Source organism: Luteibacter jiangsuensis, assembly GCF_011742555.1.
Taxonomy (GTDB): Bacteria; Pseudomonadota; Gammaproteobacteria; order Xanthomonadales; family Rhodanobacteraceae; genus Luteibacter; species Luteibacter jiangsuensis.
Map to the genome: position 1 here is coordinate 207,641 of NZ_JAAQQR010000006.1, position 20,167 is coordinate 227,807.

A 20,167-nucleotide genomic window follows, 5' to 3' on the forward strand; every position below is an offset into this window, starting at 1 on the left:
AAAAACGCGAAGTCCGTGACACGACACGCAAATTATGACAGCGCGAAATCGGCAGCCGAGGGTTCCGCGGCGTAACGAGCCTTTCGTCGGCGCCGACGCGTTCGCAAGTTACTGCACCTCAGGTGCCGCCCGGCTTCAGTGAGGCCTTAGCGGCAGGTAGATATCGACCACCGCCTCGTGTTCCGGCACATCGGGAAAGAACGCCACACGGCGGAGGAACAGTGGTGCGTCACCCGGCTCCTCGCCACTTTCCGTCAGCCACTCTCCGTAGAGGAAGCGGATGGCGTCGCCCAGCAGGGAGTCGGGGCCCTCATGGCGCAGCACGGCACAGCGACCGCCGGGGAGGCGCGCGGCCGTGACGCCCGCGTCGTTCGGAACCACCGACTCGCAAGTCACGCACAGGTCGAGGCGATAGCGCTCGGGCGGCGTCGTTTCCGGGTCGTCGTGGAGAACGTTCCAGGTGGCATACCTGGCGGGAGGAAGGTCGCTGGCGCGGCGCCAGGCGATGAAACGGCGAATGCTTTCCCCGATACGCTCCGGCGGGCCCACATGCGAGAGGCAGGCAACCGGTGTTTCGGGAAAATCGACGATGCGCACATCGTCGAGGCGAAAGCGCGTGGTCATATGGAATCTCCTTACTTCATCGAGTTCGCGCCACGCGGTGGCCCAGACCCGCCAGTCCGGCGCGTCACGGAAGGCCGCGGGCGATTGGCCAAGCCGCTGCCGGAAGGCGCGCGAGAACGCTTCCGGGCTCTCGTAACCTGCGTCCAGGGCGACGTCGGTCAGCGACACCGACGGACGAAAGGCGGCTTGCCAGGCGGCACGCTTGAAGCGCGACAGCTGCACGTAGCGATGCACCGGCATGCCGGCGAGCGCCGAGAAACGCCGGTGGAAATGGTGTGGTGAGTAGGCGGCTATGCGCGCAAGCACATCCAGCGACAGGTCGCCGTCCAGATGGCTGTCCACATGATCGAGTACACGGCGGAACCGTTCGTTGGCTGGATCGTTCATGGGTAGAGCGTACCGGGCGGGTGGCGTGCCGCGCATGACCGATCTTGCGGACATCGGCCCCTCCGGGGCCACGGGGTTGACCGGGTTCTCACTATTCGTGCCGTTCCTCTGCAACACTCCATGGGTTGCAGGGGAAGCTCAGGTATTTAGACGTCTAAATTTCCCACGCAAGCAGTTATCGTGCCGGATCACCGCCCACGGTCCGGCCGCACTGCCAGAGAGCCGAGGCTCTCCCTTCGTGGGCCCTGAGGAGCACCTCGCATCGTGAAACCGAAGATCGAGTTTTCCGGACTACGCGCACGACTCAAGACACTGCTGGCAGTGACCGGCTTCGTCCTCCTGGCCGCACCGCTGACGGGAGCGGCGGAGGCGCCCTCCGTCGCCAACCCGCACAACGACGGCCCTACCGCCCTGGCCCGGGCCCGCGTGGCCGCCGACGTCCTCATGGGCTCCTACGATCCGGAGAAGGCCTGGTTCCCCTCCAGCTGGTGGAACTCCGCCGTGGCGCTGCAGACCATCGGCGATTACATGCAACGCACGGGGGATCGTCGCTACCTCGGCCAGTTGGACAACACCTTCGAGAAAGACAAGGGTGCCTTCCCCGCGGGCGTGCTTTCGGGCGATCCGCTGCTCGGCAATTTCACCAGCCGGGCCATCGACGATTCCGAGTGGTGGGGCCTCACCTGGCTGCAGGCGTACGACCTGACCCACGACCCTAAGTACCTCGACATGGCGGTGACCATCGCCAACTACGTGTACGGCTATTGGGATACCAGCACCTGCGGCGGTGGCGTGTGGTGGGATGCCGAGCGCACCTACAAGAACGCGATCACCAACGGTTTGTGGATCCGACTCACGGCGGAGCTGCATAACAGGATCCCCGGCGACACGCTCTGGTTGGGCCGTTCCCGCACGGCGTGGCAGTGGTTCCAGGGCAGCGGCATGATCAATGCCAACGACCTCGTCAACGACGGCCTGACCAACGCCTGCACCAACAACGGCCAGAACGTGTGGACCTACAACCAGGGGCTCGCCATCGGCGGCGGCCTCGAGTTGTGGCGCGCCACGAAGGATCCGGCGATTCTCGCCACGGTCAAGCGCCTCGCTGACGCTTCGATCGGCCCCGGCGGCCTGGTGACCGACGGCACCCTGACCGAAACCTGCGACGCCGACGACCAGACCTGCGACGACAACGGGAAGCAGTTCAAGGGCATCTTCATGCGCTATTGGACCGACCTCGTCGATACCACGCATGACAGCCGCTATGCGGACTTCCTCGAGCGGCAAGCCGACACTGTCTGGAACCGGGACAGGGATGCCGCGAATCGCCTCGGCACACGCTGGGCCGGCGCCACGAACGACGACCATCCCAACGTCTTCGACTGGCGCACGCAGGCCAGTGCGTTGAGCGCGCTCATCGGCGACGTGCCGCTACCCACGCCGTTCGCATCGCTGGCCGCCACGCTGTCCCCGGCGCAGCCGGTGATCATGCCGTCCGCCTCCGGCAACGCGACCATTCCCGGCGAACTCGGCCTGTCCGCCTCCGGATACCTGCCGCTCGTGACGCTCGTCTCCACCGATGCACCGGCGGGTTGGAGCGCCTCACCGCGCGCTGCCCTCGTTACCCTTCGGCCGCACGGCAACGCGGCGCCTGTCTATCGCAGCGTGCCGATGCGGATCACCGTACCCACTGCCGCCGCCGATGGACACCACACGGTAACCGCGAACGCCTTCGCGGCAGGCTTGCGCTTCACCGCGCAGGCAGACGTGCTGGTGGCGCACTCGGTCGACTTCGACACGGGTACGGCCGGCGAATTGCCGTGGCTGTTCGACCCCGACCACTCGCAGAGCAATCGCGTGCAGAATCGCTTCGCCGACGGCAACGCGCACTTCACCTATCGCTTTCCCTTCCCGGCCGATACCACCTCGGCACAGGTCACCCTGACCATCGACGCCGAGTTCGTGGTGCAGGTCAGCTCAGACAATGAGAACTGGACGACCGTACTGAAGGAAGACCGGCCGATCACTGACGGCTCGAACAAGGCCGACCGCAGCATCGACCTCACGCCCTACCTGGGCAGCGGCGCCGACGGTGCGAAACCGGTATACCTGAAGGTCTCCGACAGCTTCCCCAACGACGGTTGGGGAGGCCGCGTGTATCACGTCACGGCGAACATCGTGCAGTAGCTCACTGCGGCGCCTCCGCTTCCCTCTTAAGGGAACGGAGGCGCTTCGCTCTGGCGGGTTCCGCGCGCGTCGGGATGCTGCGTCAGGCGACGCCGCGCATCCTCCGCACCGTCGCGTCGGCGTTGAAGCGGCGCGACGCCTCGGCCACGTCGCAGCTGACGACGGTCTTGCCGATGGGCGCGAGGGCGATGCCAGCCAGCTTCAGGTGCTGGATGCCGAAGGGAATGCCGATGATCGTCAGGCAGCAGGCAACGGCGGAACAGACATGGCCGATGGCAAGCCAGATCCCGGCGAAGACGAACCAGATGATATTGCCGACCGTGCCGAAGATGCTGGTGCCGATGTCGCCGCGGCCCGAGAGCTCCTCGCGGTCCACGGCCTCCTTGCCGAACGGGAAAAAGGCGAACGTGCCGATCACGAAGCAGGAGCGCGCCCAGGGGATGCCGACGATGGTGATCATGGCGAGCAATCCCGCCAGCCACCAGCCAAGGCCCATGACCAGGCCACCGAAGACGAACCAGACGATGTTTCCTATCGCGCGCATACCTTGTTCCTTTTTGGGCTTGGATGAAACCTAACGCTGCGGCGTCCACGCCACATGTGCCGGTCGGCCCCCCGTCCGATGGATCGCCGGCGAGATGCCATGGCGGCCCGGTCAGTCCCGATAGGTTCCGCTGAGGACGGCAGCGGTGCGAGTGGCGTCCAGCTCGGCCCTCGCCCGGGCGCCGGCCTCCGTGTCGAAAGTGGCCGTACCACCCGACACAAGGCAACGAACCGGTTCGCCCGGAGCCGCCGACTCGGCCTCCTTCTGGGTCGCATAGACCGCCCATGCCGCCGTCCACCGATCAAGCTGACCTGTGGCTTGTTCGGTCTGAATCGCGGCCCAGTGTTCCCCGACCTTGACGATTTCCGCCATTGCGTGAGCGCTCCCCATGTTTTTCCCGAGGCGATGGTGCTCGCCAACGGCGAGGGCCGCAAGACCGGCGCACGGAACGTTCGTCACAAAAGAAAACGGCGCGATCTACGTGAGATCGCGCCGCTCAATTTGAAGCTGGTAGCGGGGGCCGATCCGATATTTCCCGCACCCGAAGCACCGTGTACCTCGGACGAGCCACGTTCGTTCGTGCCAAACGCCGCGTTCGCTCTTGATCGCGTAGCTTGCCCCTTTCGCGTTCGCGCCCTCGCGCCCCTCGGCCTCGTCGCCCGCGTACCGCCCGTTCCAGGGCGGCGAAAGCGCGTGCGCATGCTCCTTCTCCGCGGCGTCCCTTCGTTGCGCGTCGCGTGCAGCACTCGGCGCGCATAAGCGACGCGGCCAGCGCCCGATCCTAATGAGCGGGGTGTCTGCCGACGGCGTCGGCAGTGATAGCGGCGGAGAGCAATGGGCAGATCGCGGCACGGTTCGATGCCAGACATTCTCGGGGATATAAGGTGACGGCCCCGGTAGCAACGAAGGCGTGCACGACGGCGAGCGCCTCGGAACCAGTAGCCTTGTCGGCCACGGCGCCTACGATTCTCCCGCAGCTTCGGTGACGCCGTGCGAACGCCCTACCTCACCGCGAAGTCGAAGACGACGTGATCTATCCCCGGCGGCCATCACCGAGAACGTGTAGGTGAAATCCTACGTCTTTCGGCGAGTGGAAGATGAACGCCGGCAATCCCTACCCTATGACCGCCAATGTGGGCCAACAGGGGGGAATCATGGCGGTATATAAGTACAATCGCTATCTGGAACAAAGCCAACATCAAGCTTTCGACAAGCTCTGGAAGCCTGGCGAGCAACCTAATTACAGTGGAATATTTCGCTGCGAAGCCTGCGGAGCGAACGTTGCCTGCAATGCAGGCAACCCGCTTCCGCCGCAAAATCACGCTCAGCACCATAGCGGCGCAGACATTCGATGGCGACTTATCGTTTCCATCCACTAACGCAAAAGCCCAGCGTGAGGCCGGGCTTGGGTCTGGGTGATTCATTTGGCCGCCCTCGGCAGTGCAATCCACCGGCGACAACTAAAGTTCCGTTGGAATGGACCGATAGGTCTAAAACATGTCACGGAACGAACGATCATGGCTGATACCGCAGCGCCTTCAGGCGATCGCATCTCGAAAGTTGCCTTTGACTGGCTCAAGGAAGTCGTAGTAGCTATTGGTATCCTTTCATTTGCTCGCGAGTTCTTCGGTTGCGGCCGAACACTTGGATACCTCAAGCAGGACGTAACAAATCTCGCGCTGACCGCGGGTCCGCTCCTTTGGGTTGGCATTGCCACATACATCGCCGGCACGACACTGACTCGCAGATTCGCGCCTCCTGGCAGTTCCCTGAAATCAACTGCAAAAGGCATCTCTGTCCTAGTGGTATTCGTTCTCCTTTCGACAGCAGCATCGGTGCTAGTAATTGCGGCGCTTACGCCCGCCGGCACTATGGATACCCACATCGAAGCGATTGACAACTTGTTCAACGCCATTTCCGCCACAACGCCTGGTAAGCTGAAGTGCGACGCTTGAAAGATCATGCCGCCAAGCCCTTTACAGATATGAGCCCCTTGGCCAGCATGCGTACCAACGTGCGCACCAGTGCCCGCAGGCAAAGGAAGTTCCTCTCAGCCTCGTAAGCAGCACGGTCCCCGTTTCGGCCGGGGCCGGAGAGTCGGTCCACCGATTGCAGCCAGTCCAGGCGTAAACAGCTTACAGGTCAATTGGCTTGAAGCCGGCGCATTCAAGGAGCCAGCGCATATGCGCGAGTGCACGTCTTCAGGTCGCACAGGCATGCACCGGGCTTACGGATGGTGCCCCCTCGTCCTGCACCGGCTTACAATGACGTCATCTTGGGCTTTGACTTGCTAAGTGCATTCTTCCGCTTCGGGAGGGCACGGACGTTCACCGCCTCGGCCACACCATCGGCGTGTGCCATGGCCGCCACACGGCCGATCGCTTGACGGCGAAGCGGCGTCCGACGCTGGAGCCCTTTTGTCGTCTTCATGCTGTCCACCTCTGTTCGCCGTGGAAGGGATCCGGGCTCGGGACGTCGATACCAACCTCAGCGCCGATCTGCTGCATCATCTCGCAGAGCGCAGCGAAGTCGCTCGTGTAGAGCACGGCACGTTCGCCCTGCTCGTTCGTGGTGGTCATGCGCCGCGGCCGGCTACGCGTAGCCCCGAGGATGTCAACGACTTCCCAGCCGAAGAAGCCACCGCAGAATTCGTGGCGCAGCTCTTCTTCGGTGTAACTGGTGGCTTCCGTGAGCTTCGGGTAGGCAACGCCGAAGAGTGCTGCGTTCTGGGGATTGATTCGCTCCTTCCCCGCTTCCTTGATCTCGATACGCCACAACCCTTGTCACATGCCGCGATCGACGATCGAAATACCGCCATGCGCCCTCAGAACGGAGGCTGCTTCCGCCACAGCTTTTCCAGCGATTTCAAGTTCGCGGACACTGGTGCGTCCAAGAGACACGACGTCGTTCTGGATGCTGTCATCGTCAGCTCGCATACCACGCCATCGGCGGATGATCGCGAAACGCCGATCAATCGCGCGCATCGCAGATATCGCATGCGCGATCTTCGACGCATCGTCCTCGGAGAATGCATCAGCGGCCGCTGCGAGCCCGTCAAGCGCCAGGAGCGACTGCTGGGTAGCCTGGGACGCGACCAGTTCAATCGCGGAGTCTTCGCTTCTCTCGACGGCCTGAGCGATCTTTCCTGCCATTCCCACTGTGACGGTGATGAGCCTCTCCGCGTCATCGTAGAAGAGGCGGGCCGCCACCGCCCTCCTCGTCGATCGGCGGCGTGCCTCCTGCACTTCCGGCAGAAAGAGGGCCACCCCGACGGCCAAAAGGGTCGCGAGGGCACTGAGCCACGTGGGTATGTCACCCCACTTCTCACTCGATCCCCAGCTCGGCTGCGGCGGGTAAAGGATGAACGCGAAAAGAATCACGCCCGAAACGCAGCCACCAAGCCACGACCATACGGACCGCATCCCCATGCGTGAATTCCCCATCCTTTTCAATGCGCCGATGGTGCCCCAGCATTACACGTCCGGTCTACGGCTCTCGGTTCTGCCGGGTGCGCACACGATACAGCGCGGCATGTCTCCCCCGCTGATGACGAGTCCGCCAACGGTCAACCAGCCAACCAGCCCCGGCCAGGAGAAGCAGGGCGACCATCACGATACCGAAGACCAGGTTCAACTTCTGGCCCAATAGGTAGCTGGCGTAGTTGAATGGTCGGAGCAGAAGTGCCATCGCCATGCGTGAGCTACCGATTCGATTCTCGGCGCCGATGGTGCGCGCCATCCTCGAAGGCCGCAAGACTGCGACGCGGCGGGTGATGAGCCGTATCGCTAGCCTCGCCCGGTGACCGAGTTCGGACATTCGGACACTTCAGGCTACGACTGGCACTGCCGCGACCGCCGCGCGCTATGGAACTACCCTGCGGGACGCGGACTGCTGGCGAGGTGCCCGCACGGCGAAGTCGGCGATCGGCTTTGGGTGCGAGAGAGGCGGGCCGAGGGAGACGACAGGACGGTGTTCTACCGGTCGACCGAGACCTGTAGGCCGTTCGGCGGAACACCGGGGTTGCCCATGCGCGAACCCGTCACCGAATGGCACCCCAGCATCCACATGCCGAGGTGGGCCGCCCGCATATGGCTCGAAGTGACCACCGTGCGCGTCGAGCGGTTGCAGGATATCAACGAGGAACAACCGCACGCCGAGGCCGCGCGCGACGCGCTGACCGCTGTGAAGGGTTCCAGCCTTTGCAGATACTCCCCGAGTGAAGGAGACGTGGCGGAAGCTGGTGGCCGAGCTATCGACCGTGGCCGACACGGTAAGGGCGCGAAAGGCCCTGCGCGAGCTGACCGGCAAGGCTGTTCACGTCACAAAAGAAAACGGCGCGATCTACGTGAGATCGCGCCGTTCAATTTGAAACTGGTAGCGGGGGTAGGATTCGAACCTACGACCTTCGGGTTATGAGCCCGACGAGCTGCCAGACTGCTCCACCCCGCATCAGAGTCAGCAAGTATATGGAGGTGGCCGGATTCTTGCAAGTAGTTTTCTTACGTGCGTGTGAAAAAAAGCGTTTCACTCGCCGCCATAGCGGCAGGTGAAGCCTCGCGATAATGCCGGCCTGCCGTTGCCCATGACAACGGCCGTCTGTGGAGCCTTCAGCGGCGATGGGTCGCAAGCGTGCCCGCTGGCGCGGGATCGCCGGCATAGCCGGCTCCCACAGAAACACCACGCCGCCGCCCCGGCGTCCGTTGCCGGTAGCCGTCGCCCTCGCCGCGATGTCTGGAGTCGAGGGCGTGCGGGCGGAAAAGGCCCGCAGGGGGCGGGCCAGGACGGCCCGCCGTTTCCGCCGAGGCAGGATGCCGAGTCGGAAACCCCCGCCCGGACGCCCGGGTCCGCCGCGGCGCCAGCCATAAGACACTGAGCCGCGCAGCGGCTCTCCTTTCGCAAGGAACGACGTAAGTCTTCGCGGCGAGGGCGACGGCTGCCGGCTTCCCGACCACGTACGAGCGCCGATGCGAGGCCGAACAGGCGAGCCCACCCTGCGAAGCGAACACGCGACACAACTGCGGCGGCGAAGCCGCATAAGACATGAACTCGCGTCAGCGAGTTATCCGATACCGTAGGCGGCGCTATGAAGCGCAGGACGACTGGGGCGCTGGGCCCCGGCGTGCGACGGGGCGACGGGCACAAAAAAGGGCGCCGGAATGACCGGCGCCCTCTTCGCTTCGTGTTTTCCGCGGGATCAGCCCGCGAATGCCCTCTGGCACCAGGCCAGCAACGGGGCCCAGGTGAAGCCGAGCACCAGCAGCGCGAGCGCGTTGATCGACAGCACCCAACGGGCCGGCGCATCGGAACGCGCCTGAACGTCCTTGCCTTCCACCGGCGTGTCGAAGTACATCACCTTCACCACGCGCAGGTAGTAGTAGAGGCCGATGATGGCGAACACCGCGCCGACGATGGCCAGCCACAGCATGCCCGCGTCGATGGCGGCCTTCAGCACCAGCAGCTTGCCGAAGAAGCCGAACAGCGGCGGTACGCCGGCCAGCGAGAACATCACCAGCAGCATCAGGAAGGCGAACCACGGCGACCGCTGGTTCAGGCCGCGCAGGTCGTCGATCTCCTCGCACTCGAAGCCCGAGCGGGACAGCACCAGGATCATGCCGAAGGCCGCGGCACTGGTGAGCGCGTAGCTCACCGCGTAGAACATCGAGGCCGAATAGCCTTCCGGCCCGGCATTCACGAGGCCCACCAGCAGATAGCCCATGTGCGAGATGGTCGAATAGGCCAGCAGACGCTTGAGGTTCGACTGCACGATGGCGACGAGGTTACCGATGGCGAGCGAGAGTACCGCCAGCACGGCCAGCATCATCTGCCACTGCGGGGCCAGGCCCGTCGCACCGCCGGCGATGTCGCCCATGCCGGTGGACAGCAGGCGATAGGCCATGCCGAAGGCCGCCAGCTTCTGCGCCGAACCGATGAACACGGTGACGGCGGTCGGCGAGCCCTGGTAGACGTCCGGAATCCACATGTGGAACGGCGCGGCACCCAGCTTGAAGCCAATGCCCACGATCATGAAGACGAGGCCGAACAGCAGCAGCGTCTTCCACTCCGTGCCGACGATGGCGGCATGGATCGTGTGCAGGTCGAGGCTGTGCGTGGCGCCGTAGACCATCGACATGCCATACAGCAGCATGCCCGAGGCCAGCGCGCCCAGCACGAAGTACTTGATCGCGGCTTCCGACGACAGCTGCGAATCGCGGTTCAGCGCGACCAGCGCATACGACGACAGCGTGAGCAGTTCGAGGCCCAGGTACACCGTGACCAGGCTGCCGGCGGCTACCAGGAACATGATGCCCACGGTGGCGAAGATCGACAGCGTGTAGAACTCGCCGAACGGGATCGCCCTCTCCTTCAGGTAAGGACGCGCGTAGACGAAGATCACCGCCATGATCAGCAGCGAGAACAGCTTCAGCACTTCGGACACGCCGTCACGCACGAACATGCCGCTGAAGGCCGTGACCGGCGTGGCGGGCTGCCCGTCGACGACGAGGTAGGCACCGACCAGCAGCACCACGATGGAAAGCCAATGGACGATGCCCTTCTGGGCCGGCTTCAGGTACGCATCCAGAAGGAGCAGCACGCAAGCCGCCACCACGAGGTATGCCTCGGGGAGCAGGATCAGGATGTCGTTGATACTCGGCATGGATAGTTCCCGCTCAGACTTTGGTGATGGCCAGCTGCTCGACGATACGAGCGACCGACGCATCCATCAGGTGGACCAGCGGCTCGGGCCAGATGCCGAGAACCAGCACGCCGGCCGCGAAGGCGCTAAGCACGAAGATCTCGCGACCGTTGACGTCCTTCAGTTCCGCCACGTGCTTGTTCTTGATGTCGCCCCAGAGCACGCGCTTCACCATCCACAGCGTGTAGGCGGCACCGATGATCAGCGTGAAGGCGCCGAACAGGGCGATCCAGGGGTTGGCGCTGAACGAGGCCAGGATGACCATGAACTCGCCCACGAAACCGCTGGTACCCGGCAGACCGCTGTTGGCCATGGCGAACAGCACATAGAACGGCGCGAAGATCGGCATGACGTTGATGACGCCGCCGTAGTCCTTGATCTGGCGTGTGTGCATGCGGTCGTAGAGCACGCCGATGCAGGTAAACATCGCGCCGGAGATGAAGCCGTGCGAGATCATCTGCACCATGGCGCCCTGCATACCCAGGCGGGCGGCATCCGGGTTATTGCTGTCGCGAACGAGCAGGAAGGCGATGAAGATGCCCAGCGTCACGAAGCCCATGTGGGCGATCGACGAATAGGCCACCAGCTTCTTCATGTCCTGCTGCACCAGCGCGATGTAGCCGATGTAGCAGACCGCGATGAGGCTGAGCACGATGACCAGCCAGGCGAACTCATGCGAGGCGTCCGGCGTGATCGGCAGGCTGAAGCGCAGGAAGCCGTAGCCACCGATCTTCAGCATCACCGCCGCCAGCACCACCGAACCGCCGGTGGGCGCTTCCACGTGGGCGTCGGGCAGCCAGGTGTGCACCGGCACCATCGGCACCTTGATGGCGAAACCCAGCAGGAAGGCGAAGAACAGCCAGGCCTGCTCGGTCAGCGTCAGGTGCACGTTGGCCATGTCGGCGATGGCGAAGCTGCCGCCGGTCTTGTGATACAGGTAGATCAGGCCGACCAGCATGAAGATCGAGCCGAAGAACGTGTAGATGAAGAACTTCAGCGTGGCGTACACACGGCGCGGACCGCCCCAGATACCGATGAGGATGAACATCGGGATCAGCATGGCCTCGAAGAACACGTAGAACAGCAACGCGTCCGTGGCGCAGAACACGCCGATCATCAGGCCTTCCAGCACGAGCATCGCGGCCATGTACTGGTGCGGCTTGTTCTGGATGATTTCCCACGCGCCCACGATCACAAGGATCTGGACGAAGGTCGTGAGGATGATCAGGGCCACCGAGATACCGTCGACGGCCAGCGAGTAGTTGATGCCGAGCGACGGGATCCAGCTGAGCGATTCGCCGAGCTGGAGCGTGCCGGTGGCGGCATCGTAGGCAGGCAGGAGGGCAAGGCTGGCCGCGAAGGTGGCAACCGCCACCAGCAGCGAGATCCATCGGGCGAGGCCGGGCCGGCCGGCGCCGGCGAGCAGCACCGGAATGGCGCCGACGACCGGGAGCCAGATCAGCAGGCTGAGCAAGTGATTCGACATAGAGCTCGTTTCCCTTATTGCCCGATCAGCCAGTACCCGCCGAGGAGCAGGATCAGACCGAGGATCATGGCGAACGCGTAGTGGAAGAGGAATCCGGATTGCAGGCGGCGGGCGCCGCCGGCGATGCGCTGCACGAGGCTGGCCGAGCCGTTGACGATGGCGCCGTCGATGATGGCGGCGTCGCCCACCTTCGACAGGCCTTCACCCAGCTTCACGCCACCCTTGGCGAACACCGCAAAGTAGAGTTCGTCGATCCAGTACTTGTGGTTGAGCACTTCGTAGACGGGCTTGAGCGCGCTCTTCGCCTTGTCGGCCACGGACGGATTGAACAGGTACACGTAGGTCGCCACGGCGAAGCCCGCGAAGGCCAGCCAGAACGGCGCGGCGGTGAAGCCGTGCAGGCCCATGGCCAGGGCGCCGTGGAACTCGTGCGCCAGCTCGCCCAGGACGTTGTTGGCCTCGTTCACATGGATCGCCTTGCCGAACCAGTCGCCGAAGAGCATCGGGCCGACGGTGAGGAAACCGATGGCGATCGACGGGATGGCGAGCAGCACCAGCGGTACCGTCACCACCCACGGCGACTCGTGCGGCGCGTGCTCGAGCACGCCCGGCGTGTGGTGTGCGTCTTCCTTGTGCGTGTCGGCGTGGTCTTCGTCGTGCGGCTGGTCGTGCTTGGCATGGGCCGCGTGCGCGTGACCGTGACCGTGCGCCACGGTGAAGCGTTCCTTGCCGTGGAAGGTCATGTAGAGCAGGCGGAAGCTGTACAGCGAGGTGACGAACACGCCCGCGAGCACGCAGAAGTACGCATAGCCGGCGCCCCAGCGATGCGACTCGCCCACGGCCTCGATGATGGCGTCCTTCGAATAGAAGCCTGCGAAGAACGGCGTGCCGGCGAGTGCCAGCGAACCGATCCACATCGTGATCCAGGTCACCGGCATGTACTTGCGCAGGCCACCCATGTAACGCATGTCCTGTTCGTGGTGCATGCCGATGATGACCGAGCCCGCACCGAGGAAGAGCAGCGCCTTGAAGAAGGCGTGGGTCATCAGGTGGAACACGGCGCCGTTATAGGCGGAGACGCCCAGCGCCACGGTCATGTAGCCGAGCTGCGACAGCGTGGAATACGCGATCACTCGCTTGATGTCGTTCTGCACGATGCCGATCAGGCCCGTGAACAGCGCCGTGGTGGAACCGATCACGAGGATGAACGAGAGCGCGGCGTCGGTCAGCTCGAACAGCGGCGACATGCGGGCGACCATGAAGATGCCCGCGGTCACCATGGTGGCCGCGTGGATCAGCGCCGAGATGGGCGTCGGGCCTTCCATCGAATCCGGCAGCCACACGTGCAACGGCACCTGCGCCGACTTGCCCATGGCGCCGATGAACAGCAGCACGCCGATCACCGTGGCCGCATCCCACGCGTGGTTCTGCGTGATCTGCAAAGTCTTGCCGACCAGTTCCGGCGCATGGTTGAACGCGGTCTGGTAGTCCAGCGTGCCCAGGAAGTACAGGATCGCCGAAATGCCGAGCAGGAAGCCGAAGTCGCCCACGCGGTTGACCAGGAAGGCCTTGAGGTTGGCGAAGATGGCCGTCGGGCGCTTGTACCAGAAACCGATCAGCAGGTACGACACGAGGCCCACCGCTTCCCAGCCGAAGAACAGCTGCATGAAGTTGTTGCTCATGACGAGCATCAACATCGAGAAGGTGAACAGCGAGATGTAGCTGAAGAACCGCTGGTAACCCGGGTCGTCCGCCATGTAGCCGATGGTGTACAGGTGCACCAGCAGCGACACGAAGGTGACCACCACCATCATCATGGCGGTGAGGCGGTCGACCATGAAGCCCACGGAGGCGTGGAAGCGGCCGATCTCGAACCAGGTGTAGACGTCCTGGTTGAAGTTCTGCGCACCGCCCCAGACGAGCTGGTAGAGCACATAGAACGACAGGCCACAGGCGATCGCCACGCCGAGGATGGTCGCGGTGTGCGCCCCTGCCCGGCCGATCACCTTGCCGAACAGGCCGGCCAGGATCGAGCCCACCAGCGGCGCCAGAGCGATCGTCAGCAGGATTGAAAGCGAGAGACTCATCGGATCAACCCTTCATGCTGTCGATTTCGGCGACGTTGATCGTGCTGCGGTTACGGAACAGCAGGACCAGGATCGCCAGGCCGATGGCGGATTCCGCCGCGGCCACGGTGAGGATGAAGAACACGAACACCTGGCCGCCCACGTCGCCGAAGAAGCGCGAGAAGGCCACGAAGTTGGTGTTCACCGCGAGGAGCATCAGCTCGATCGCCATGAGCAGCACGATCACGTTCTTGCGGTTGATGAACAGGCCGGCGACGGCGATGCAGAACAGGATCGCGCCGAGCACGATGTAATGGGAAAGCGTGATCACGGGGCGTTCTCCTGCGGGGGCACGACGACCGGAGCCGGGTTCACCGATGCCGGGCGTTCCACGGCGACCTTCACGACGCGGACGCGATCGGCGGCGTGCACGGCCACCTGCTGCGCCGCGGACTGGTGGCGGACGCCGGCGCGCTGGCGCAGGGTGAGCGCCACGGCGGCCACGATACCCACGGTGAGGATCAGCGCGGCGATCTCGAACGGCAGCAGGAATTCCGTATAGAGCGCCTGACCCAGCCACGCCACGTTGGAATCGCCGGCCGGGTTCGGTCCGAGCGTGTGCGCGTGCATGGCCTTTACGCCGATCATCGCCAGCATTTCCGCCAGCATGACCACGGCCACGACGATGCCCACCGGCAGGTAGCGGATGAAGCCCTCGCGGACCACCTCCTGCTTGATGTCGAGCATCATCACCACGAAGAGGAACAGCACCATCACCGCGCCCACGTAGACGACCACGAGGGCGATGGCGAGGAACTCCGCCTCGGCCAGCAGCCATACGCAGGCCATGCTGAAGAAGGTCAGCACCAGCGAAAGCACGGCATGCACCGAGTTCTTCACGCTGATGACCATCAGCCCGCCGATGACGGCCACGGCACCGAAGAAGTAGAAACAGATGAGTTGAAGCAGGTCGGTATTCATCGCATGGTCTCTTGGGCGCTCAGCGGTACGCCGCGTCCTGAGCGCGGGCGGCGGCGATGTCCTGCTCGAAGCGGTCGCCGATGGCCAGCAGCTGGGCCTTCGTCACCACGTTCTCGCCACGATGTTCCATGTGGTACTCGTGCACGTGCGTCTCCACGATGGAATCCACCGGGCAGCTCTCTTCGCAGAAGCCGCAGAAGATGCACTTGAACAGGTCGATGTCATAGCGCGTGGTGCGGCGCTGACCGTCTTCGGCGCGCGGAGCCGAGTCGATCGTGATCGCCAGCGCCGGGCACACCGCCTCGCACAGCTTGCACGCGATGCAGCGCTCTTCGCCGTTGGCATAACGGCGCAGGGCGTGCAGGCCGCGGAAGCGGTTGGACTTGGGGATGTGCTCCATCGGGTAGCGCATCGTGTACTTGGGCTTGAACATGTAGCGCATGGTCAGCGCCATGCCCTGGAACAGCTCGATGAGCAACAGGCTCTTGAAGTATTGGGTTACGCGGGTCATGGCTTGTTAGGCTCCCGTGCCGAGGTGGACCCAGCCGAAGTACTTCATGCAGCCGGCGACGAGGACCCAGACGATGGTGATGGGAATGAAGACCTTCCAGCCGAGGCGCATGATCTGGTCATAGCGGTAGCGCGGGAAGCTGGCGCGGAACCACAGGAACAGGAAGGCGAAGAAGAAGGCCTTGATGAACAGCCAGTGGAAGCCGCCGTGGCCGATGAAGCCCCAGGACTCGGGGAACGGCGACAGCCAGCCGCCCATGAACAGGATCGAGGCAAGGAAGCTCACCAGGATCATGTTGGCGTATTCGGCCAGGAAGAAGATGGCGAACGCGGAACCGGAGTACTCCACGTGGAAGCCGGCCACGATTTCGGATTCGCCTTCGGCCACGTCGAACGGCGCACGGTTGGTTTCCGCCACGCCCGAGACGAAGTAGATGACGAATACCGGCAGCAGCGGCAGCCAGAACCAGTCGAAGAAGTTGCCGCTCTGCGCGTTGACGATCGCGGTGAGGTTCAGGCTTCCCGTGAGCACCAGCACGCACACGATGGACATGCCCATCGCCAGTTCGTACGAGATGACCTGCGCCGCCGCGCGCATGGCGCCGAGCATCGCGTAGCGCGAGTTCGACGACCAGCCGGCGAGGATGATGCCGTACACGCCCATCGAGGTCATCGCGAGCAGGTAGAGCACGCCCGCGTTCACGTTCGCGAGCACAGTCTCCGGACCGAACGGCACCACCGCCCAGGCCGCCATGGCGGGCACCAGGGCCAGCATCGGCGCGAGGTAGTACAGGAACTTGTTCGCGTTGGTCGGAAGGATCACTTCCTTCAGCAGCAGCTTCACCACGTCGGCGAAGGCCTGCAGCATGCCGAGGGGACCGATCTTGTTCGGCCCCATGCGCACGTGCATCCAGCCGATGACCTTGCGCTCCCAGTACACGAACATCGCTACCGAGATGATCAGCGGCAGCAGGATCGCCAAGATGAACAGTACGGGGATCAACAAGTGATGGATGAGTTGATCGGCCATGGTCATGCCTTGCTCAGGGTGATGGCCGCGCCGTACGGGGGCAGCATGGCGGTTTCGGAATGCGCGGCCTCGATCCAGACGGCGCCCTTCGGCACCGACGGGTCGATCGCCACCGGCAACACGGCGTCACCGATGCGGGCGTTGCCGCCGTTGGCGAGGCCGAGCGTGCCGGCATCGTCGGCGTTGACACGCACCGCGGCCGGACGGTTAAGCGGATGCGCGTTCAGCGCCCCGGCGCGGCGAAGCACCGCGTCGCCGCGGTAGATCGGCGTGGTGGCGAGGCGCGAGAAGGACACCGCCGCCCCGCGCTGCGCGAGCTGCTGGCGGGTCTCCGAGGCGCGCTCGGTGAGGCCGTCACGCAGACCGGCGAGATCGTCGAACTCGAAGCCCGGCAGGTCCAGCGCGCCGCCGAGGGCACGCAGCACCTTCCAGCCCTGACGCGCTTCGCCCGGCGCCTTGGCACCGGCGAGCACCGTCTGGGCGTTGCCCTCGACGTTCACCAGCGTGGCGTCGATCTCCGGCGTGAGGCCGATCGGCAGGATCACATCCGCCGAATCCCTCAGGGCATCGCTGGCGAAGGCCGCGAAGGCCACCACGGTCTGCGCCGAGTGCATCGCCTGGAGCGCGAGGGCACCGTCGGCGAAGTCGTGCGGCGGCTCCACGTTGTAGAGCACGTAACCCTTGCGCGGCTGCGCCAGCATGGCGCGCGCATCGAGACCGCCGGCGCTGGGCAGCACGCCCACAGACGACAGGCCCAGGGCGTTCGCGCCCACGGGGATCTCGTTGAACGCGGCACCGGAGGCCTGTGCGATGAAGCGGGCCAGCGCACGCAGCCAGGACGCTTCCGGATGCGTGGCGGCGGCGTGACCGAACACGACCACCGCACCTTCGCCGGACAGCGCCTTGAAGGCTTCGCGATGCGCGTCGGTGGTTTCGACACCCTGCAGCGCCGAGGCCAGGGCCTCGGGCACCGCGGCGCCGTTCTCGCCGGCGGCCTTGGCCAGCACGAGGAGCTCGTTGACCAGCGCGTGCGGCGCGGCAACCGATTCGCCGGCCAGCGGGTAGTTGAAGTTGAAGTGCGCCGGATTGACGGCGTACACCTTCGCGCCCTTCTTCACCGCCTGACGCAGGCGATGGTTGAGCAGCGGCACCTCGTGGCGCAGGTCGGAACCGACCAGCAGCGCGGCATTCACCGTCTGGAACGACGCGATGGTCGAGGCGAACGGCTTGGCGAACGCGTTGTCGGCGAAATCGAGCTGACGCAGGCGGTGATCGATGTGCGCACTGCCCAGGCCGCGCGCGAGACGGACGAGCAGTTCGCCCTCCTCGTTCGACGTGGCGCCATGGACGAGCACGCCGAGGTCGGAGCCGGCCACGCTCTTCAGCGCCTCGCGGGCGACGGAAAGCGCGTCGTCCCACGTGGTGGCGGACCACTGGCCGTTGCGCTTCACCATCGGCGCCTTCACGCGATCGGCGGCATACAGGCCCTGGTGGCTGTAGCGGTCGCGATCGGAGAGCCAGCACTCGTTGATGGTTTCGTTGTCGCGCGGCACGTTGCGCAGCACTTCGCCGCGACGGGTGTGCATCCACAGGTTGGAGCCCAGCGCATCGTGGTAGGCGATGGACGGGCGCGCGATCAGTTCCCAGGCACGGGCCTGGAACTGGAACGGCTTGTTCGTGAGCGCACCGACCGGGCACACGTCGATGATGTTGCCCGACAGTTCGCTTTCGATCGTCTTGCCGATGTAGGTGCCGATCTCGAGGTTTTCGCCGCGGCTCATGCCGCCCAGTTCATACGTGCCGGCGATCTCGCTGGTGAAGCGGACGCAGCGCGTGCACTGGATGCAGCGGGTCATCTCCGTGGCGATCAGCGGGCCGAGGTTCTCGTCGGCCACCGTGCGCTTGCGCTCGGTGAAGCGCGACACCGACCGGCCGTAGCCGAGCGAGACGTCCTGCAGTTCGCACTCGCCGCCCTGGTCGCAGATGGGGCAGTCGAGCGGATGGTTGATGAGCAGGAACTCCATCACGTTGCGCTGCGACTTGAGCGCCTTGTCGGAACGCGTGAAGACCTTCATGCCCTCGCCCACCGGCGTGGCGCAGGCCGGCGCCGGCTTCGGCATCTTCTCGATTTCCACCAGGCACATGCGGCAGTTGGCGGCGATCGGGAGCTTGCGGTGGTAGCAGAAGCGCGGGATGGGAATACCGACGGCATCGGCCGCCTGGATGATCATCGACCCCTTGGCTACCTGCACCGGTACGCCGTCGATCTCGATATTGACGAGGTCCGGCGCGGCATTGGCTACGGGCTGCGCACTCATGCAGCGACTCCAGTGGTGACCGTGTCAGCCGGGCCGTCAACGATCGAGCGGCCGTGCTTCACGTAGTATTCGAATTCGTGCCAGAAGTGGAACAGGAAGCCCTGCACCGGCCACGCGGCGGCTTCGCCGAAGGCGCAGATGGTGTGGCCTTCGATCTGGCCGGCGACGGCCTTAAGGCGATGCAGGTCGTCTTCCGTGCCCTTCCCCTCGACGATGCGCGACAGCACGCGGTACATCCAGCCGGTGCCTTCGCGGCACGGGGTGCACTGGCCGCACGACTCCGCCATGTAGAAGCGCGAGATGCGATGGCAGGCGCGGACCATGCAGGTGGTCTCGTCCATTACGATCACGGCACCGGAACCGAGGCCCGAACCCGCCTTCTGCAGCGAGTCGTAGTCCATGGTGCATTCCATGATCTTCTCGGCCGGCAGCACCTTCATCGAGGAACCGCCTGGGATCACCGCTTTCAGCTTGTTGCCGTTGCGCACGCCGCCGGCCATCTGCAGCAGGTCGGCGAACGAGGTGCCCAGCTTGATCTCGAAGTTGCCCGGGTTGTTCACATGGCCGGACACGGAGAAGATCTTCGGCCCGCCGTTGTTCGGCTTGCCGATGTTGAGGAACCACTCCGCGCCATTGCGCAGGATCGCCGGCACCGACGCATAGGTTTCGGTGTTGTTGATCGTGGTGGGACGGCCGTACAGACCGAAGCCGGCCGGGAACGGCGGCTTGAAGCGCGGCTGGCCCTTCTTGCCTTCCAGCGACTCCATCAGCGCCGTTTCTTCGCCGCAGATGTACGCGCCGGCGCCCAGGGCGTTGTAGATGTCGACGTCGATGCCCGAGCCGCCGATGTCCTTACCCAGCAGGCCGGCCGCATAGGCTTCCTTCAGGGCTTCCTCGATGTGCTCGAACGGCTCGTGGTGGAACTCGCCGCGCAGGTAGTTGTAGGCCACCGTGGAGCCGGTGCAGTAGCAGGCGATCGCCAGGCCTTCGATGACGGCATGCGGGTTGAAGCGCAGGATGTCGCGGTCCTTGCAGGTACCCGGCTCGGACTCGTCCGAATTGCACAGGATGTACTTCTGCCCCGGCGCGGTGCGCGGCATGAAGGACCACTTGAGACCCGTGGGGAAGCCGGCGCCGCCGCGACCGCGCAGCGCGCTCTTCTTGATCTCTTCGATCAGCGCGGCCGGATCGGGCTTCTCGGCGAGGATCTTGCGCCAGGCCTTGTAGCCGTCGACCTTCTCGTAGCTTTCGAGGGCCCAGGGCTTTTCGAAGTGCAGGGTCGTGTAGACGACCTGGTGTTCCTGCGGTGCGGGTCCGACCGGACCGGTGGTGCTAGCCAT

17 protein-coding genes and 1 tRNA gene are annotated in these 20,167 nt (G+C 64.6%); 3 read left to right on the plus strand and 15 right to left on the minus strand.

All coding sequences use genetic code 11. From position 1 onward, the window contains the following. Positions 1-135: 135 nt before the first annotated feature. Positions 136-1,011, minus strand: a complete 876-nt coding sequence (locus HBF26_RS14330) for an AraC family transcriptional regulator (RefSeq protein WP_167127846.1) — start codon at positions 1,009-1,011, stop codon at positions 136-138. 264 nt (positions 1,012-1,275) lie between these two features. Between HBF26_RS14330 and HBF26_RS14335 the strand changes: the two genes are divergently transcribed. Beyond that, complete coding sequence (locus HBF26_RS14335) at positions 1,276-3,198, plus strand: glycoside hydrolase family 76 protein (protein ID WP_338039680.1); 1,923 nt, start codon at positions 1,276-1,278, stop codon at positions 3,196-3,198. Between the two features lie 82 nt (positions 3,199-3,280). On the opposite strand, the gene HBF26_RS14340 is transcribed toward HBF26_RS14335, so the two are convergent. Then, the gene (locus HBF26_RS14340) at positions 3,281-3,742 is read right to left on the minus strand and encodes a YccF domain-containing protein (protein ID WP_167127849.1); all 462 of its coding nucleotides are present in this window, start codon (positions 3,740-3,742) and stop codon (positions 3,281-3,283) included. 111 nt (positions 3,743-3,853) lie between these two features. Further along, entirely contained in the window at positions 3,854-4,114 is a 261-nt protein-coding gene (locus HBF26_RS14345; RefSeq protein ID WP_167127852.1) for a hypothetical protein, read from the minus strand. A gap of 1,145 nt (positions 4,115-5,259) precedes the next feature. On the opposite strand from HBF26_RS14345, the gene HBF26_RS14350 reads away from it, so the two are divergent. Then, complete coding sequence (locus HBF26_RS14350) at positions 5,260-5,697, plus strand: hypothetical protein (protein WP_167127855.1); 438 nt, start codon at positions 5,260-5,262, stop codon at positions 5,695-5,697. A gap of 471 nt (positions 5,698-6,168) precedes the next feature. Here HBF26_RS14350 and HBF26_RS14355 read toward each other — a convergent pair whose 3' ends face one another. Next, positions 6,169-6,519 (minus strand): hypothetical protein, encoded by a 351-nt coding sequence (locus HBF26_RS14355; RefSeq protein WP_167127858.1) that lies wholly within the window; start codon positions 6,517-6,519, stop codon positions 6,169-6,171. 6 nt (positions 6,520-6,525) lie between these two features. Then, entirely contained in the window at positions 6,526-7,170 is a 645-nt protein-coding gene (locus HBF26_RS14360) for a hypothetical protein (protein WP_167127861.1), read from the minus strand. On the opposite strand from HBF26_RS14360, the gene HBF26_RS14365 reads away from it, so the two are divergent. Next, complete coding sequence (locus HBF26_RS14365) at positions 7,169-7,390, plus strand: hypothetical protein (RefSeq protein WP_167127864.1); 222 nt, start codon at positions 7,169-7,171, stop codon at positions 7,388-7,390. The genes HBF26_RS14360 and HBF26_RS14365 overlap by 2 nt on opposite strands. Positions 7,391-8,114: 724 nt before the next feature. On the opposite strand, the gene HBF26_RS14370 is transcribed toward HBF26_RS14365, so the two are convergent. From HBF26_RS14370 to nuoF, 10 genes are all read right to left on the minus strand, one after another. Next, positions 8,115-8,191, minus strand: a tRNA-Met gene (locus HBF26_RS14370). Positions 8,192-8,936: 745 nt separating this feature from the next. Then, complete coding sequence (gene nuoN / locus HBF26_RS14375; RefSeq protein ID WP_167127867.1) at positions 8,937-10,397, minus strand: NADH-quinone oxidoreductase subunit NuoN; 1,461 nt, start codon at positions 10,395-10,397, stop codon at positions 8,937-8,939. A gap of 13 nt (positions 10,398-10,410) precedes the next feature. Then, entirely contained in the window at positions 10,411-11,922 is a 1,512-nt protein-coding gene (locus tag HBF26_RS14380; protein ID WP_167127870.1) for an NADH-quinone oxidoreductase subunit M, read from the minus strand. 14 nt (positions 11,923-11,936) lie between these two features. Continuing rightward, a complete protein-coding gene (gene nuoL, locus HBF26_RS14385) occupies positions 11,937-14,009 on the minus strand; it encodes an NADH-quinone oxidoreductase subunit L (protein WP_167127873.1) in 2,073 nt (690 codons plus the stop codon). Positions 14,010-14,013: 4 nt separating this feature from the next. Continuing rightward, positions 14,014-14,319: an NADH-quinone oxidoreductase subunit NuoK gene (nuoK, locus tag HBF26_RS14390; RefSeq protein ID WP_036112219.1), complete on the minus strand. Its 306-nt coding sequence runs from the start codon at positions 14,317-14,319 to the stop codon at positions 14,014-14,016. Then, complete coding sequence (locus HBF26_RS14395) at positions 14,316-14,969, minus strand: NADH-quinone oxidoreductase subunit J (protein WP_167127876.1); 654 nt, start codon at positions 14,967-14,969, stop codon at positions 14,316-14,318. Before HBF26_RS14395 ends, nuoK begins: the two co-directional genes overlap by 4 nt. Before the next feature lie 19 nt (positions 14,970-14,988). Continuing rightward, on the minus strand, positions 14,989-15,480 hold the full coding sequence (nuoI, locus tag HBF26_RS14400; protein ID WP_167023426.1) for an NADH-quinone oxidoreductase subunit NuoI: 492 nt from the start codon (positions 15,478-15,480) through the stop codon (positions 14,989-14,991). Between the two features lie 6 nt (positions 15,481-15,486). Then, on the minus strand, positions 15,487-16,509 hold the full coding sequence (gene nuoH / locus HBF26_RS14405; RefSeq protein WP_167127879.1) for an NADH-quinone oxidoreductase subunit NuoH: 1,023 nt from the start codon (positions 16,507-16,509) through the stop codon (positions 15,487-15,489). Between the two features lie 2 nt (positions 16,510-16,511). Further along, complete coding sequence (gene nuoG / locus HBF26_RS14410; protein ID WP_167127882.1) at positions 16,512-18,827, minus strand: NADH-quinone oxidoreductase subunit NuoG; 2,316 nt, start codon at positions 18,825-18,827, stop codon at positions 16,512-16,514. Continuing rightward, the gene (gene nuoF, locus HBF26_RS14415) at positions 18,824-20,167 is read right to left on the minus strand and encodes an NADH-quinone oxidoreductase subunit NuoF (protein ID WP_167127885.1); all 1,344 of its coding nucleotides are present in this window, start codon (positions 20,165-20,167) and stop codon (positions 18,824-18,826) included. The genes nuoG and nuoF overlap by 4 nt, the downstream gene beginning before the upstream one ends.

What these genes read in the sequence shown, in the direction of transcription:
- nuoI (WP_167023426.1), bottom strand. Translation starts at nt 15,480, where the DNA reads ATGACCCGCGTAACCCAATACTTCAAGAGCCTGTTGCTCATCGAGCTG.
- nuoN (WP_167127867.1), bottom strand. Translation starts at nt 10,397, where the DNA reads ATGCCGAGTATCAACGACATCCTGATCCTGCTCCCCGAGGCATACCTC.
- nuoF (WP_167127885.1), bottom strand. Translation starts at nt 20,167, where the DNA reads ATGGCTAGCACCACCGGTCCGGTCGGACCCGCACCGCAGGAACACCAG.
- HBF26_RS14380 (WP_167127870.1), bottom strand. Translation starts at nt 11,922, where the DNA reads ATGTCGAATCACTTGCTCAGCCTGCTGATCTGGCTCCCGGTCGTCGGC.
- nuoL (WP_167127873.1), bottom strand. Translation starts at nt 14,009, where the DNA reads ATGAGTCTCTCGCTTTCAATCCTGCTGACGATCGCTCTGGCGCCGCTG.
- HBF26_RS14350 (WP_167127855.1), top strand. Translation starts at nt 5,260, where the DNA reads ATGGCTGATACCGCAGCGCCTTCAGGCGATCGCATCTCGAAAGTTGCC.
- nuoH (WP_167127879.1), bottom strand. Translation starts at nt 16,509, where the DNA reads ATGGCCGATCAACTCATCCATCACTTGTTGATCCCCGTACTGTTCATC.
- nuoG (WP_167127882.1), bottom strand. Translation starts at nt 18,827, where the DNA reads ATGAGTGCGCAGCCCGTAGCCAATGCCGCGCCGGACCTCGTCAATATC.
- HBF26_RS14395 (WP_167127876.1), bottom strand. Translation starts at nt 14,969, where the DNA reads ATGAATACCGACCTGCTTCAACTCATCTGTTTCTACTTCTTCGGTGCC.
- HBF26_RS14365 (WP_167127864.1), top strand. Translation starts at nt 7,169, where the DNA reads ATGCGTGAATTCCCCATCCTTTTCAATGCGCCGATGGTGCCCCAGCAT.
- HBF26_RS14340 (WP_167127849.1), bottom strand. Translation starts at nt 3,742, where the DNA reads ATGCGCGCGATAGGAAACATCGTCTGGTTCGTCTTCGGTGGCCTGGTC.
- HBF26_RS14360 (WP_167127861.1), bottom strand. Translation starts at nt 7,170, where the DNA reads ATGGGGATGCGGTCCGTATGGTCGTGGCTTGGTGGCTGCGTTTCGGGC.
- HBF26_RS14330 (WP_167127846.1), bottom strand. Translation starts at nt 1,011, where the DNA reads ATGAACGATCCAGCCAACGAACGGTTCCGCCGTGTACTCGATCATGTG.
- HBF26_RS14345 (WP_167127852.1), bottom strand. Translation starts at nt 4,114, where the DNA reads ATGGCGGAAATCGTCAAGGTCGGGGAACACTGGGCCGCGATTCAGACC.